Here is a 16,703-nt window from a genome sequence, read left to right on the forward strand (position 1 = left end):
TAAAAAAAATCTGGGGATAACAGCGATCGGAGGATGGGACTACAATCGGAGTGTTACAGTGTAACACGTATTAGTTCATTTTAATTTGAAGGAGGAGCATTACAATGGCAGAACATGAACGTCCAGGCAAGATTTTAACGAAAACGGAAAAGATGAAACGTATGCAATCCGCGAAAAATGAGGACGTGGAATTCAGCGCTGAAGCTGCGGATCATGAAGATATAGAAGCATTACGCCGCAGTGAGGCGGCTGATCGACGTCAGGGACGGGAGCTTCATGACTGAAGATCGCTCGGCAGTGACCCTCGAAGCTGTTTTTACAAGCTGGACTGAGGCCGAGTCTGCACGCAGAGCCCTGGAATTGTTGCACCCAAACCAATTGAGTATAGAGAGTCTTGGCAATGAATCGTCTGCATTGGATTCAAACGATGTTAAGGGCTTCGATAATTCTCCTACAGCCGTCGTCGGAGGATTTAGTGGCGAATTGAATGTACTTGCCCTGATTAGTGATGACACGGAAATGTTGTCCAATGGTCAGGTGTATGATACACCCGAAGAGGATTCGGCAAACAGGCTAAAACAGGAAATTTTGCTTACCGTGTCCGTATCCAACGATTCGCTCCCGCAAGCCGCAGAGATGATCACACAGAATGGTGGACGTTTTTGCTAAGTGAGATTCGAATGTTGCAAAATGCTGAAGTAAATGAAACAGATATGTATGAATAGATGACAGGATATTCGAGCAGTCAGGCTGCGGATATCCTGTTTTGTTTTTCTTTTACTGGTGCGGCTTTGTGCTCCGGCTAGCTTGTGTAGTACAATAGTTGGGATGTTTGAAAAATGAGGAGGAAAAACCAAGTATGTTATGGCATGAACTAACAATACATACCACAGAAGAAGCTGTGGAGATGATTTCGAATTTTTTACATGAAGCGGGTGCTGGAGGGGTTTCGATTGAAGAGTCCGGTACTTTAAATAAAAAACGGGACACGACATATGGTGAGTTATACGACGTTCCTTTGAATGATATTCCGGAAGGCTTTGCGGTCATCAAAGGGTACTTCTCCGAAGGAACGGATATGGTTGCATTGCAGTCAGAAGTTAATCCTAGAGTTGAGGAACTCTCTGAATTCGGAATTGATACAGGTGAGGTTCGTTATGAGACGCGTACAGTGGATGAAAATGACTGGGCAACAGCCTGGAAGCAATATTTCAAGCCGGTACGTGTATCGGAACGTCTGACGATCAAACCAACGTGGGAAGAGTATACGCCAGAAAGTCCGGATGAGAAAATTATTGAGCTTGACCCAGGCATGGCCTTTGGTACAGGAACACATCCAACGACCTCCCTCTGCTTGCGCACACTGGAAACGGTTATTCAGGGCGGCGAGGAAGTTATTGACGTAGGTACAGGTTCTGGAATTTTGGCTATTGGAGCGATAAAACTTGGCGCAAAACATGTACTGGCGCTCGATCTTGATCCGGTTGCGGTAATCAGTGCCAGGGAGAATGTGGAACTGAATGGGCTGGAGCAACAAATTACGGTTAAAGAAAGTGATCTGTTGTCCGTCCTTGGGAGTCAAGACCCTGCGCTTGGTGTACAACTACCGGTTAAGGTTGTCGTGGCGAACATTCTGGCTGAAATCATTTTGTTGTTCGTAGACGATGTCTATAATGCGCTTGAGTCTGGTGGGACCTATATTGTATCAGGCATTTGGAAGAACAAAGAGCAGGTTGTACATGATGCACTGGTAGCCTCGGGGTTTGAAGTGAGTGCGATCCACCGTGATGAGGATTGGCTGGCGTATGTAGCCAGAAAGGGGTAACGTATGGACTTTCTGGATCGCTTCTTCCGCCTTCCGATTGATCAGTTACCATTCTTCCTACTGACCATCCTGATTGCATTTACAGTTCATGAATTCTCACATGCGTATTTTGCCAACAAATTCGGTGATCCAACAGCTAAGCTGCTAGGAAGGGTTACGCTGAATCCGGTCGTACACTTTGATCTGCTGGGTGTGCTCCTGCTTGTTATTGCCGGCTTTGGTTGGGCTCGTCCAGTTCCTGTAAACCGTGCGAATTTTGACAAGCCAAGATTGATGGGGACAATCGTATCTGTTGTAGGTCCTCTGAGTAATCTGTTGCTCGCTATTATTGGTGCCATTGTCTATGGTTTCCTGTTTGGATCAGGCGTACTGGGAAATATTGAGAATGAGCGAGTAGTTACAGCACTGATGACGTTTTTGCCTATGTTCAGCATAACGAACTTTTTCCTGTTTATGTTTAATCTAATTCCTCTTCCGCCATTGGATGGTTATCGTATTCTTGAAGATGTATTGCCGAGGCCCCTCAGTCGCAAGCTGCAGGGTGTGGAACAATGGTCCATCTTTATTTTCCTGCTGATTCTGGTTATCCCGCCATTGCAGGCTGTAACGATTCAACCGTTATATATTTTTGCAAATAACATGTATATGGATCTAGTAGGTCTGGTTATTGAACTATATCGCTAAAAGCGCATCTTGTATTGGACCGGAATACTGGTCAGAAACACGTAAAAGTTGTATGATCATCTGTGGCGATTGGATTCACGCTTGTCATTAGGCGGGGTGAATTCCAGTCATAACAGGACAGAATGGGTGGATTGACTAATGCAGCGATATTTTGTATCTGCAGAACAGTTTAATGAACACGCTGTGATCATCACAGGTGATGATGCACGCCATATCGGCAAGGTCATGCGTGGTAAACCTGGAGATAAACTGATTGTCAGTGACGGAAACTTCAGAGAAGCACTCGTGGAAATTGAGACCATTGAAGTTGGCCAAGTGACAGCGAATATTGTGGAACCTCTCGAGATGGACCGTGAAGCACGGATTCGTGTAACTGTGGCACAGAGTTTGCCCAAGGGTGACAAGATGGAAACAGTGATCCAGAGATGTACAGAGATTGGGGCGGTATCCTTTGTACCCTTCCTATCAGAACGTACGATTGTGCAATATGATGCCAAGAAAGAAGGCAAACGGTTGGAGCGCTGGCGGAAAATTGCCAAGGAAGCTGCCGAACAGAGTCACCGGAATCGCATTCCTTCCGTCGAGCAGCCGCTTTCCTGGAAAGGGCTGTTATCTTCTTTTGAGGGCTATAGCCTGGTATGTTATTGTTATGAGAAGGAAAACGGTAAACAGCTGAGAGATGCATTGAAACCGTTTGTTGAGCAGCTTGCACCTGATGCAAGTGCAGAAGTTTTGATCGTGGTTGGACCGGAAGGTGGATTTTCTGAGAAGGAGACGGCAGAGGCTGATCAGGCAGGTGCTGTATCTGTTGGACTGGGCAAACGCATTTTGCGTGCTGAGACAGCTGGAATGGCAGCACTAACTTGCGTGTTATATGAATCCGGAGAAATGGGAGGAATGTAATTATGCCATCCGTGGCGTTTTACACCTTAGGCTGCAAAGTTAATTTCTATGATACAGAGGCGATTTGGCAATTGTTCAAAAACGAAGGTTACGATCAAGTGGACTTTGATGAACAGACAGCGGATGTATACTTGATTAATACTTGTACAGTAACCAATACCGGCGACAAAAAGAGCCGTCAAATTATTCGTCGTGCCATTCGGCGCAACCCGGAGGCGATCGTGGCCGTTACAGGCTGCTACGCGCAGACTTCTCCGGCAGAGATTCTGGACATCCCAGGGGTGGATCTGGTTATCGGTACACAGGACCGTGACAAGATTTTGCCATATGTTAATGAAATTCAGGAGTCCCGTCAACCGGTTAATGCGGTGCGTAATATTATGAAAACCCGTGTGTTTGAAGAGATGGATGTACCTGATTTTGCTGATCGTACCCGCGCATTCCTGAAGATTCAGGATGGTTGCAATAACTTCTGTACATTCTGCATCATTCCGTGGTCTCGTGGTCTCTCACGTAGTCGGGAAGCGAACAGCATTATTCAACAGGCGCATCAACTCGTACACGCCGGATACAAGGAGATTGTTCTGACCGGTATTCATACAGGTGGGTATGGCGATGACATGGAGAACTATGATCTGACCGACCTGCTGTGGGATTTGGATAAGGTAGAGGGACTGGAGCGTATTCGAATCAGCTCGATTGAAGCCAGCCAGATCGATGACCGCATGCTCGACGTGATCAAACGTTCGGATAAACTCGTTCGTCACTTCCATATTCCGCTGCAAGCGGGGGATGATACGGTGTTGAAACGCATGCGCCGCAAATATACGACAGAAGAGTTTTATAACAAGATGCTTCGCATTCGGGAAGCAATGCCGGATGTAGCGATTACAACAGACATCATTGTTGGATTTCCAGGTGAGACGGATGAGATGTACCGTAATGGCTATGAGTTGATGCGAAAGATCGGTTTTTCCGAAATGCATGTATTCCCTTATTCCAAGCGTACGGGTACGCCAGCAGCACGAATGGAAGATCAGGTGGACGAAGAGATCAAAAATGCACGTGTGCATGAACTGATTGAGTTGTCTGAGCAGATGCAGCTGGAGTACGCTAAGCAGTTTGTTGGACAGGTACTTGATGTTATTCCGGAAGGTGAAGCCAAGGGTCGTGAGGGAAGTGGCAAGCTGCACGGTTACAGCGACAACTACATTCAACTGGTCTTTGACGGAACGATGGATATGGTCGGTAAAGTATGCCGAGTCAAAGTGGTTGAAGCCGGCGTCAACGAGAGTCAGGCTACGCTGGTACGTGTGTTGGAAGAGAATCTGAAGTCCGCCGCGATGTGATCGAGGCGTCAGAAACAAGGATTTCATTTCCTTGGGGAGCTTACCCGGGGAGATGAGGTCCTTCTTTTGCAAAAAATAAGATAAAGATATCGAAGTTGATGGGGGAGAGCACGATGAACAAAAAAGAAATTTCAGCAGGCGGAGTTGTTTATAGAACAGGGGAAGACGGACGTCTTCAAATTCAGCTTATCGTAGATCGTTATGGTAAAACAACTCTCGCCAAGGGCAAAATGGAAGATGGAGAAACAATCGAACAGACGGCACTGCGCGAGATTTTGGAAGAGACAGGTATGGTGGGTCGCATTGTAGAGCCAGTCGATATCATTGCTTACACGTACCAACATGCAGATTTTGGCCCGGTGGACAAGGAAGTCCATTATTATCTCGTTGAAGCCGAGAGTGGTGATCTACAGCCTCAGATTGAAGAAATCAAGGGTGTGGATTGGTATGCTCCGGAAGAAGCATGGTCCTTACAGCAGCAGAGCGGATATGATAATAACGATGATATCTTGCGTGTAGCCCTGAACAAGTTAGGCATTTACGTATAACGCATTGTAGTTCTAGTTCGAGTCAGTTATCCGCATGTTCTGTGGGTATGGATAGGCAGATCATCAAGCCACGGGTGACTTCGCCGCGGGGGCGTGGACCGGTGGTTTTTTGTGCCAGATTGGCAAGTAACAGAACGGTAAAGCAAGCAGTGAACTGGTGATGTTAAAAAGGGTCTGGGCATGCGCAATCTGTGCCCCGTTGTCCGCTGACAGCCAGGCCGAAGCTGCATGCAGCTGGCCGATCAGCGGCATAAACAGCAGCGCTCCCGCAATGTTTAATACAACATGGGAGGCTGCGACAAATTTGCCTGCGGATGCTCCGCCCGCGGCAGCAATCACAGCGGTGATGCAGGTCCCCACATTGGACCCGATCAGAATGGCGATACCGATCTCCACAGGCAATACCCCTGTGGCTGCGAGCGTAATCGCCATGCTAATGACAGCTGCGCTGCTGTGAATGAGCGCTGTCAGACAGGCACCTGCCAGGAAGCCCCACCATAAGCTGTCAGCAGAGCGGTCGAGAAACCATTGAAATACACCCATGCTCCGCAGTGGCAACGCAATGGATTGCATCACCTGTATGCCTGTCATGACCAGTGCAAATCCTGCAGCTGCCAGGAAGCTGTACTGGATGTTAAACAGAGTCCGGCGCGTGTGTTCAGGAGCGGCCATATTGCGTTCACCAAGCACAACAAACATGGCCCAGCCCGTCAGCGACAGGACAAGCAATGGCAGGGAAGCACGCCCGATCTGCAGTCCTACCAGCTCCGTCGTCAGACAGGTCCCAATGTTGGTGCCGAGGATGATGCCGAGTGTGCGTCCATAGGTGATTAATCGGGCATTAGCCAGTCCAATGGTGAGTACGGTGACCGCAGTACTGCTCTGTAACAAGGCCGTTGCACCCGCACTGAAGGCCATGCCTTTCCATGGAGCAGAGGTGGCACGATTGAGCCAACCTGCCAACATGGGACCTGCCATACGCTGCAAGGCCGTCTCCATCAGCTTCATGCCACCAAAAAAGATAATAAGCCCATACAGCAGGGGCAATATCACATCTCTAAACATAGAAACATCATTCCTTCCGTCCGGTTCCTTACCTCATCCTATGAGTAAATAGAGACAACCATGACAAGCCTAAAGGAAATCAGAGGGAAGCCAGCCTCCCACAATTCAAGTATTTCAATTGCCGCACCCCATTTCGAAAGATACGGTGATTCGTGCAAGCGTAGTGGATGGGACGGATTGGAATCTGAAGAAGCGAGTAGCACGTGTATGTGGCGGTTGTTTAAGACTTTTTTGATTAGGTGAGTCTCAAAAAAGAATAGCAACGCTCAGAACCAATCCGTAACCGTTACATCATTTAATTAAAGCGACCAAAGTACCAATCGGCGGCTGAAGCGTCTAAATTACCCGCCCCAATTCGAAAGATACGGTGATTCGTGCAAACGTAGCGAAGAAGACGAAATTGTTACCGAAGAAGCGAAGCGTGCGCCTTTGTCTCCGGATTTTCCCTTTAAAAAAGGGAATCAAAAAAATCTGGAGACAACAGCGATCGGAAGATCGATTCGTGACCGAAACGCCACCTACGCGCCGAACCAAACCTATCTTTTGAACTATTAAATTAAAGGAAGTGGATCTACCTTGCCATCAGTTACACTCGAACGCAGTCGCAAAAAGCGGCTTGAACATGCACATCCATGGATATTTAACAACGAAATTGCCTCTGTTGACGGAAACCCTGAGCCGGGAGATCTGGTCAATGTATTGAATCATCAAGGTCGCTATCTGGCGACAGGATATTACAATCCCGCATCTCAGATCACTGTAAGAGTTGTAGCGTATCAACCCTTGGAGTCTGAACAGATGGATACGGCGTTCTTTGCAGCGCGTTTCCGCGATTGCTTGCGTCATCGGGAACGTTTTATCCAGGATGGAGAGGCATACCGTCTCGTTTATGGCGAAGCTGATTTTCTGCCAGGATTGATCGTTGACCGGTTCGGTAGCATCCTCGTTGTACAGTTGCTTACACTTGGTATGGATCGTTGCCGTGAAGCCATTGTACAAGCACTCATTGAAGTGATGCAGCCGGAAGGTATATATGAGCGCAGTGATGTCCCGATTCGTGAACTCGAAGGTTTGGAGCAGACCAAAGGTCCACTGTACGGAGAGTGCCCACGGCATGTCACAGTTACAGAAAATGGATTACTCATTAAAGTGGATATTGTGGAAGGGCAGAAGACAGGTTACTTCTTCGACCAACGCGAGAATCGTGCTGCCATCGAACCGCTCATGAAGGGTTGGGGCTACAAGAGTGGAATCACACTACAAACGACCGAGCAGGATGGCACAGAGCAGCTGTTGCCTGTGAATAAAAGCGGTAAGGTAGTTACATTCCCTTATTGGGACGGTGCCACCGTACTGGAGTGTTTCTCACACACGGGAAGCTTTACGTTGAATGCTTGCAAGTATGGAGCCAAAAAAGTGACTTGTCTTGATATTTCGGAGCATGCCATTGAGAGTGCACGAACAAATGTGGAGCTGAACGGTTTCACCGACCGGGTCGAATTCGTAGTTGCTGATGCATTCCAGTACTTGCGTGAACAAGTGAAGGGGCTGGATGAACGTACCGCACGTGCGCGTGCAGGCGAACAGAAAGTGGATACATCCAAAGCGCTGGCAGCTGGCGGTAAAACATTTGATGTAGTCATCCTTGATCCTCCTGCATTTGCCAAAACGAAATCAGCAGTTAAAGGTGCATGCCGTGGATATAAGGATATCAACCTGCAAGGAATGAAACTGGTTAATGAGGGCGGATATTTGGTAACAGCCAGCTGTTCGTATCACATGCGTCCTGACCTTTTCCTGGATACGATTGCCGATGCAGCAGAAGATGCAGGAAAAGTGCTGCGTCTAATCGACTGGAAGGCAGCCGGTAAGGATCATCCGCAAATTTTGGGCGTGGATGAAGGACATTACCTGAAATTTGCTATTTTCGAAGTGCGCAGTAAAAAGAATTAATCGGTATGATTTCCGTTCTAATTTAACTGTATAGATTGGACTAAAGATTTACACGAGAACGTAGAGGACAGAAATAACCTGAAGATGTGGAGCTAAAAGCTTTCTGAAGGAAAGCTGCTTCGAAAGCATAATCTTCGCCTTTATTCTCGGATTTTTTCACTTTTTAAAATTGAATCAAGAAAATCTGGGAATAACAGCGATCGGAGGGTTGTTCTGTCATCGGAGTGGCAAGTGTAAATTATCTTTAATTTAATCTATAGATCAAGTCAAAAGTCCACAGTGTGCTAGCTGCGGGCTTTTTGCTGTCTTGCTGTGTTAACGGAGATGATCTCCGGTTTTACCGGATAGTGGCAAACGTATGTTCCGAACCAAGTCAGATATGTTATACTGGGAATTAAAATCTTGTACGTGTGGTTTGGAGGATTAGACATGTCCGTTCGTTTTGTTATTGGCCGGGCAGGCAGCGGCAAAAGCTCGCTGATTACCCGGGAAATTACATCCCTGCTTCAACAAGAACCGCAAGGTAACCCTTTGATTTTACTCGTGCCGGAACAGAGTTCCTTTCGAACAGAGCAGGCATTGGTGTCTTCTGGAGCAATTAAAGGTACCATGCGTGCAGAAGTACTCGGCTTTCGCCGCTTAGCCTACCGCGTAATGCAGGAAGCCGGCGGTTCCGCTCGTATTCCGATCGGAGCCGAAGGCAAAAAGATGCTGCTCTACAAAGTAATCCAGCGCCGTAAGGAAGAATTAAAGCTGTTTGGTGCATCCGGCAGCCAGCTGGGGTTTATAGGGGAATTAAATAACTTATATAGTGAATTTAAGCGTTATGAAGTTGATCCATCATTGCTGGAAGAAGGGCTGTCTGGAGGGAATACCTCATCCACTTCGCCAATTTTGGAGGACAAGTTGCATGACTTGAATCTGATATATCGTGACTTTGAACAAGAACTGACCAATTTATATATTGATGATGAAGACACGTTGACCGAGCTGACAGATCGTTTGTCGGAAAGTGCATTGCTGCAGGATGCCCAGATCTGGATTGATGGTTTTCAGGGATTCACGCCACAGGAGATGAGTGTGATTGGTCGATTGATGTTGCAGTCCTCTTCCGTGACGATTGCACTGACATTGGATCGTCCTTATGATCACGGCGCACTGCCTGGAGAACTGGAACTGTTCTATCCCACGGCAAGTGCCTATGCGCGCTTGAAAGGGATGGCTGACGAACTGGGTATACGGAGCGATATAACCGTGCTAGATTCGGAGATTCCACCGAGATACAAGGATCGTCCGGGACTTGCTCATCTGGAGGCTGGTTTCGACCGTCCAATTCGTTGGAAAAGTGAAGGCCTTGATTCCGGAATCCGACTGGTTGCAGCGGAGAACCGACGAGCTGAGATGGAGGGGGCACTGCGTGAGATGCGGCGCCTGGCACAAAACGAAGGTGCGCGTTACCGGGATATGGCGGTACTTGTTCGTCAGTTGGATACCTACGCTGATATAGCTGAACCTCTATTCAGGGATTATGACGTACCCGTCTTTCTTGACCGCAGAAGAAATGAACTTCATCATCCATTATCCGAGTTTATCCGTTCCGCACTGGATATTGTTCGGCGCCACTGGCGTTACGAGGATGTATTTCGCTGTGTCAAAACGGATCTGCTGCTTCCGCGTGATGGTTCCATCACTCGTGAAGATATGGACCAGCTTGAGAATTATGTACTGGCTTGTGGTATTCACGGGTATCGCTGGACTGACGGCAAACCGTGGAAGTATGTACCAAGCCTGTCGCTGGAAGACAACGGTCAGGATGGCCGTAGTCGAGGACGGGACCAAATGCTTTCTTTAATGGAGAGCTGCCGAACGGTCATTACAGATTCCTTGGGTGTTTTTGAGAAACGAATGAAAAAGGCAAAGACAGCCAAAGCCCAGTGCGAGGCACTATACAGACTGCTGGAAGATGCTGAGATCCCATGGAAGCTGGAGAACATGTCTGCTGAAGCTAAGTCTCAAGGTGACCCCGAACGGTCGAGAGAACATCGGCAGATGTGGGGAGCTGTGCTGGATTTATTGGATCAGATGGTCGATATGATGGGGAATGAACGGCTGGATATCACTCTGTTTGCCGGGATGATTGAGACCGGATTGACGGAACTGAAGCTGGGTCTGGTACCACCAGCACTTGATCAGGTATTGGTCGGTTCCATGGACCGTACACGCCTTCAGGACATCAAATACGTATTTATCCTTGGCGCCGTTGATGGTGAATTACCCGCCGTACCTCAGGATGATGGCGTATTAACGGAACTGGAGAGAGCGTTACTGGCGGAACGTGGCATGGCGCTTGGACCAGGTGCAACAAGGCAGATGCTGGATGAACGTTTTCTGATCTACACGGCACTTACAGCGGCAAGCAGCCAGTTGTGGCTGAGTTACCCGGTTGCTGATGATGAGGGAAAAGCACTGCTTCCTTCCGAGATTGTCCGCCATGTACGGAAAATGTTTGGTCTACAAGAACAGCCATTGCTCGCTCAACCACCGGTTGCGAACTCAGAAGAAGCGCATTGGTCCTATGTCACCCATCCGGGTCAGAGTCTGTCAACGCTCATTGGACAATTGCGCAAATGGCGCCGCGGAGAAGACATTCCTGAAATGTGGTGGGTGGTCTACAATTGGCATGTATCTCGAGAGACAAGCAGACCTCAGCTGGAGCGGTTGATGGGATCGATCTTTTATCGTAATAGAGCATTACCACTACGTACAGCCACCAGTCGCAGACTGTATGGCACAGAGGTAAGGACGAGTGTCTCACGAATGGAGCGGTTCGTAGCTTGTCCGTTCTCCCATTTTGCCTCGCATGGGCTGCGTCTCAAAGAACGGCAATTGTACCGCCTTCAGGCTCCTGATATCGGACAGCTGTTTCATGCTGCACTAAGCCAGCTGGCTATGCGGTTGCGCGAAGAAAATCGTAGTTGGGGCAGTTTGACTCCAGATCAATGCCGTCAGGAAGCCGAGCAAACGGTGGAGCAGATTGCTCCACAGCTGCAAGGGGAGATTTTGCTAAGCACCAAGCGATACGGTTATATTTTCCGCAAATTGAAGGACATTGTTAGCCGGGCATCCGTTATTCTCGGTGAACAGTCCAGACGTGGAAGTTTTGAACCGATTGGGCTGGAGCTTGATTTTGGACCGGATAAAACACTGCCGCCACTGCGTTTTGAACTGGAGAACGGATGTGTGATGGAGATCGTGGGTCGGATTGACCGTGTGGATGTGGCAGAAGGCGAGAATGGTCTGCTCTTGCGTGTCATTGACTATAAATCAAGCCAGACGGACCTCAAGTTACATGAAGTGTACTATGGGCTGTCATTGCAGATGCTCACCTATCTGGAGGTGCTGCTTAGTGCTGCAGAGGAATGGCTTGGAGAAACGGCGATGCCTGGAGGAACGCTGTATTTCCATGTGCATAACCCGCTGTTACAATCCGCAAACGGCATGACATCGGAGCAGGCAGGGCAAGAACTGCTGAAACGGTTCAAAATGAAAGGTTTGCTGCTGGCAGACCGGGATGCAATCGCACAAATGGACAACACCCTGGATAAGGGGTATTCAGCCATTATTCCGGTTGCCCTTAAAGCAGATGGCAGCTTTTATAGCAGCGCCGCTGTAGCTACGCCAGAGCAATGGGATACGCTGCTTGCTTCGGTTCGCAGTAATATCCGCGAGATTGGTACCCGGATTACGGATGGGGATGTGGCCATTGAGCCTTATCGTATTCAACAGGAAGTGGCATGCACGTTCTGTCCGTATAAGCCTGTATGTCAGTTTGATGAGAATATAGAAGGAAATGAATACAACCTGTTGTCCAAACCGGGTAAACAGCAAATCTGGGATATGTTATCTCACACCAAGGGAGGGGAAACATCATGACGAATATGCCAAAACCGGAAGGAAGCTTCTGGAGTGATGACCAGTGGAGTGCCATCTCCGAAAGCGGAGAAGACATTCTGGTTGCCGCTGCGGCGGGATCAGGCAAGACAGCTGTACTGGTTGAACGAATTATTCGCAAGATCGCAGATCCCTCCCAAGGTTTCAGTGTGGATCGCTTGCTTGTAGCTACGTTTACCAAAGCCGCCGCCGCCGAGATGAAACAACGGATTCGGGAAGCGCTGGAACGTGCGCTGGAAGAACAGCCTGGAGAAGAGCATCTGCGCAAGCAGCTGTCGCTGCTTGGACGGGCATCTATTACAACGCTGCATTCATTCTGTATGGAAGTCATTCGCCGTTACTATCAGCAAATTCCGTTGAACCCGGCTTTTCGTATCCTGAATGAAAATGAAGCGGAAATTATGCGACAGGAACTGCTCGAAGAACTTTTTGAGGAAAAGTATGGCGAAGAAGATGAAGGCAGTACATTCCGCGAATTGGTGGACTGGTTCAGTGGAGAACGAAATGATGATGCGATGCATCGACTGGTGCAACGATTGTATGATTTCTCCCGCAGTCATTCCTGGCCGGATCATTGGCTCTCAGAGATGGCATCTGCTTTTCAGGTGGAAAGTGTGGAGGCACTTGGACATTCAGCATGGGTTCAGAGTATTTTGCGTGATGCGGCTCTTGCTTTGAGTGGTGCAGCAGGACTGCTCCGTCAAGGCATCCATATTTCCATGCAGCCTGAAGGTCCGGCACCTTATGCGGATACGTTAAAAGAAGACCTGGTGATGGTAGAAGAGCTGTTGTCTGCGGCCCAGGTTATGCCATGGGAAAGGTTGCCTGAAGTGTTTCAACCCGCTGCATTTGGCAAACTGAAACCCTGTAAAAAGGATCAAACGGACCCTGCTTTACAAGATCAGGTGAAGGAACTCCGTGAGGCTGCGAAAAAGGCAGTTATCAACCTGAAAGGTTCATTGTTCGGAAGAAGTGCGTTTTCGTTCTGGCAGGAGCTGGAGCAAGCGGCACCACTCATGCAGGAGTTATCGAGGTTGGTTAGTACATTTGGAGAACGTTATCGACAGGCCAAACAGGAACGTGGGCAAGTTGACTTCAGTGATCTGGAGCATTACTGTCTTCACATTTTGCGACATGAGGATTCAACGCCTGAACTGTCGATGCCTTCCGATGCGGCTATGGAGTACCGTTCGCGATTCGATGAAGTGTTGCTTGATGAATATCAGGATACCAATACGGTTCAGGAAGATATCGTGAAACTGATCTCCAGAGAAAACCCGGGTAACCGATTCATGGTCGGTGATGTCAAACAGAGTATCTACCGTTTCCGGTTGGCTGAGCCAGGTTTGTTTATGAACAAGTATCGCCAATATGGAGCGAGCACACGTGAAGATGGAATAGTGGAAGATCGTTTGCATCCTACAGGTCAACGTATTGATCTTGCACGGAATTTCCGCAGTCGTGCGGAAGTCGTGCATTCGGTAAATATGATATTCCGGCAACTCATGAACGAAGGTGTAGCAGAGATTGCTTACGATGAACGAGCTCAACTGGCATATGGGGCTACGTTTCCGTCAGAAACGCTTGGTGATAAGGCGTATACACCTGAACTTATGCTGATCGATCGTCAGGGCGGTGGTCCTGATCTGACAGAGAGTACGGATGAAAATGGGGATGCATCGGTCTCCGCAGATCTGGAGAGTGCCGAACTTGAAACAGCCCAGTTGGAAGCGCGGGCGATCGCAAGGCGTATTCGTGAGATGGTTGGGGATACGGACAAACCTGCCCTCCATGTATATGACAAAGCCCTGCAAACGATGCGCCCGGCACGTTACGGTGACATGGTCATCTTGCTGCGTTCGACCTTGATGTGGGCTCCGCTCATGATTGAGGAATTCAGACAGCAGGGAATTCCTGCTGGCGGAGAACAGAGCAAGGGTTATTTTCAGGCTACAGAAGTGGAAATCATGATGTCTCTGCTTCAGCTTGTTGATAATCCAAGGCAGGATATTCCGCTTGCTTCCGTGCTTCGTTCCCCGATTGTAGGACTGGATGAAGAAGAACTGGCACAGATTCGGCTCGGTGACAAAAGACATTCATTCTACGATGCAGTTATATCGGCTGCTGGAGAATGGGGCGATTCTTCCACTAATGCCGGACAACAATCCCGGCAGGATAATCATTCTGATTCCAATATCGTCCAGTTGCAGTGGCCGGAAGCCTGGTCAGAGATGGAACAGGGACAGCGGGAGACAGCCGCTTCTGTCGAGGCAGAGATCCTGGATGATGGATATGAATTCGATGTGCATAGAGTCCATACAGATGGAATGCAAGATGCTGGTGTTGCTGGACATGCAAGCGAGGATATGGGTATAACGGAGATCTCAGGCTCGGCGTTGCAGCAAAAGTTAATACGCTTTATGCGTCAATTGCAGCAGTGGAGACTTGAGGCAAGACAAGGCAGTCTAAGTGAACTGATTTGGCGTATGTACCGAGAAACCGGGTATTTAGACTGGGTTGGTGGTCTTCCCGGAGGATTGCAACGTCAAAGTAATCTTAAGGCATTGTACGATCGCGCACGACAATATGAGGAATCAACTGCAAATCGTGGCTTGTTCCGTTTCCTGACCTATGTCTCCAGACTGCGGGAAAACGGGGGAGACCTGGGGACTGTAGCGGGTAGTTCCGGTGAGCAGGACAACGCTGTACGTATCATGACGATTCACCGGAGTAAGGGTCTGGAGTTTCCGATTGTCTTTGTCGGTGGCATATCCAAGATGTTCAATCAGCAGGATCTGAACGCACCGTTTCTAATGCATAAGGAACTGGGATTTGGTCCGAGGTTTGTGGATCGCGAGAACCGGGTTGCCTATCCTACATTAGCCAATCTGGCGATTCGTCGTCGTGCGCAATTTGAACTGCTTGCTGAAGAGATGCGTGTGCTGTATGTTGCGTTGACCCGTCCCAAAGAGAAAATGATTCTGCTGGGTACTGTAAAAGATGCCGCGAAAAAAGCGCTGGCGTGGTCTCAGGTCAAAGATAGTCCTGAACTGGCATTGCCAGACTATCTGCTTGCTGCTGGACGGAGTTACCTGGACTGGATTGGACCATCCCTGATGAGACATCCAGATGCGGTTGTGCTGCGTGAACTTGCTGGAAGCAATGATTCGTTCTCAGCCTGTCTTGCAGATGATCAATCACGATGGGCGATCTCTATTATTTCCGCCGATCAGGTATCCCGTGACCATGTGGTGGATCAGACACTCGGAGAAGAAGACGGAATGACTGAGGTACGGAAAGAACGAATTGCTGCGCTAAAAGCCGTTCAGCCTGTGGAGCTGATTCCATCATCAACTGTAGGAGAGCTTACGAAGAGTGCACAAGATACGGCTAACCAAAACATTGGAGATGAAGGTGCAGATAGAGTAGCTCTTCAACAAGAGGAGACACGGCTGATCAACGAGGTTGATCAACGGCTTTCATGGACGTACCCCTATGAAGCAGCAACTCAAGTAGCAGCCAGTACTTCTGTCACGGAGTTGAAAACGTTACTTGCGATGCAGGACATCCAGTCCGTAGAGGTGATGGAGGAACTGGGCGAACAATCTGAGAAATTATTGGCTCACAACACCCCAGGAATCAATTACACCAAAGATGAAGCAGGCCATGTACTACGTGGCGTATCCGATGAATCTAACGAGCGTAAGACTGGATCAGGGGCAGATTCAAACGGTACGGTGAACCTTCCGGATGCGGGATCTGGGGGTACGTCTTTCAAACTGCACCTGCGTCGTCCGAAATTCATGGAGGCAACGCAGCTGACAGGGGCAGAACGGGGGAATGTGTATCATACGTTGATGCAGCATTTTCCTATAGATGGTTCATCCGTTGATACACAGCTTATTGAACAGACGATTGAGCGGTTGATTAAGCTTCAGATTTTGCTGCCCCATCATGCTGCGGCTATTGAACCTGAAGAACTGGCCGGATTTTTCAATACAGAACCAGGGAAAGAATTAATGCGTGCAGCGTGGGTGAAACGGGAGATTCCGTTTGTGTATGGACTTCCGGCACATCAGTCTCCAGTGGAATGGCTTCATGAACGGGCGGCGAACTCAGATATACAGGTGCTAAAAGAAGATAGCAAAATGCAGGCAACGATTGAAAATGAAACCGTGCTTGTACAGGGGATTATCGATTGCCTGTATGAGGTGGACGGCGAGCTTGTCTTGCTTGATTACAAGACGGATCGGGTATTGGAGCATCGTGGTGGTTTGGATGAACTCACCAAAAATTATCGCTTCCAGCTGGATCTGTATGGACGGGCCATTGAAGATATATTGGGTCGGAAAGTTGACCGGAAATGGCTGTACTTTTTTGATGGTGGACATGCAGTGGAATTGTAAAAGAACTGGATCGGAATTT

At 48.6% G+C, this 16,703-nt stretch carries 11 protein-coding genes; 10 read left to right on the forward strand and 1 reads right to left on the reverse strand.

Annotated elements, in window-relative coordinates:
- Positions 1-104: 104 nt before the first annotated feature.
- From FE296_RS10720 to FE296_RS10750, 7 genes are all read left to right on the forward strand, one after another.
- A complete protein-coding gene (locus FE296_RS10720) occupies positions 105-284 on the forward strand; it encodes a YfhD family protein (RefSeq protein ID WP_017687220.1) in 180 nt (59 codons plus the stop codon).
- Complete coding sequence (locus FE296_RS10725) at positions 277-669, forward strand: hypothetical protein (protein ID WP_105599752.1); 393 nt, start codon at positions 277-279, stop codon at positions 667-669. The genes FE296_RS10720 and FE296_RS10725 overlap by 8 nt, the downstream gene beginning before the upstream one ends.
- Before the next feature lie 190 nt (positions 670-859).
- Positions 860-1,825: a 50S ribosomal protein L11 methyltransferase gene (prmA, locus tag FE296_RS10730; protein ID WP_150364941.1), complete on the forward strand. Its 966-nt coding sequence runs from the start codon at positions 860-862 to the stop codon at positions 1,823-1,825.
- 3 nt (positions 1,826-1,828) lie between these two features.
- Positions 1,829-2,509 carry a site-2 protease family protein gene (locus tag FE296_RS10735; protein ID WP_150364942.1) on the forward strand — a complete coding sequence of 227 codons (681 nt, stop codon included), beginning with the start codon at positions 1,829-1,831 and terminating at the stop codon, positions 2,507-2,509.
- Positions 2,510-2,647: 138 nt separating this feature from the next.
- Positions 2,648-3,412 (forward strand): RsmE family RNA methyltransferase, encoded by a 765-nt coding sequence (locus tag FE296_RS10740; RefSeq protein ID WP_150364943.1) that lies wholly within the window; start codon positions 2,648-2,650, stop codon positions 3,410-3,412.
- 2 nt (positions 3,413-3,414) lie between these two features.
- Complete coding sequence (gene mtaB / locus FE296_RS10745; protein WP_124115970.1) at positions 3,415-4,761, forward strand: tRNA (N(6)-L-threonylcarbamoyladenosine(37)-C(2))-methylthiotransferase MtaB; 1,347 nt, start codon at positions 3,415-3,417, stop codon at positions 4,759-4,761.
- 113 nt (positions 4,762-4,874) lie between these two features.
- Positions 4,875-5,309 carry an NUDIX hydrolase gene (locus tag FE296_RS10750; protein WP_150364944.1) on the forward strand — a complete coding sequence of 145 codons (435 nt, stop codon included), beginning with the start codon at positions 4,875-4,877 and terminating at the stop codon, positions 5,307-5,309.
- Between the two features lie 63 nt (positions 5,310-5,372).
- Here FE296_RS10750 and FE296_RS10755 read toward each other — a convergent pair whose 3' ends face one another.
- Entirely contained in the window at positions 5,373-6,374 is a 1,002-nt protein-coding gene (locus FE296_RS10755; protein ID WP_150364945.1) for a Na/Pi cotransporter family protein, read from the reverse strand.
- Positions 6,375-6,950: 576 nt separating this feature from the next.
- Here FE296_RS10755 and FE296_RS10760 point away from each other — a divergent pair.
- The 3 genes from FE296_RS10760 to addA all read left to right on the forward strand — a co-directional run bounded on the left by FE296_RS10760 (position 6,951) and on the right by addA (position 16,684).
- Complete coding sequence (locus FE296_RS10760; RefSeq protein WP_150364946.1) at positions 6,951-8,327, forward strand: class I SAM-dependent rRNA methyltransferase; 1,377 nt, start codon at positions 6,951-6,953, stop codon at positions 8,325-8,327.
- A gap of 429 nt (positions 8,328-8,756) precedes the next feature.
- Positions 8,757-12,260 carry a helicase-exonuclease AddAB subunit AddB gene (gene addB / locus FE296_RS10765; RefSeq protein WP_150364947.1) on the forward strand — a complete coding sequence of 1,168 codons (3,504 nt, stop codon included), beginning with the start codon at positions 8,757-8,759 and terminating at the stop codon, positions 12,258-12,260.
- A complete protein-coding gene (gene addA / locus FE296_RS10770; protein WP_150364948.1) occupies positions 12,257-16,684 on the forward strand; it encodes a helicase-exonuclease AddAB subunit AddA in 4,428 nt (1,475 codons plus the stop codon). The genes addB and addA overlap by 4 nt, the downstream gene beginning before the upstream one ends.
- The last annotated feature ends 19 nt before the right edge of the window (positions 16,685-16,703 follow it).

This window comes from Paenibacillus sp. UASWS1643 (assembly GCF_008693195.1).
Classification (GTDB): Bacteria; Bacillota; Bacilli; order Paenibacillales; family Paenibacillaceae; genus Paenibacillus; species Paenibacillus amylolyticus_B.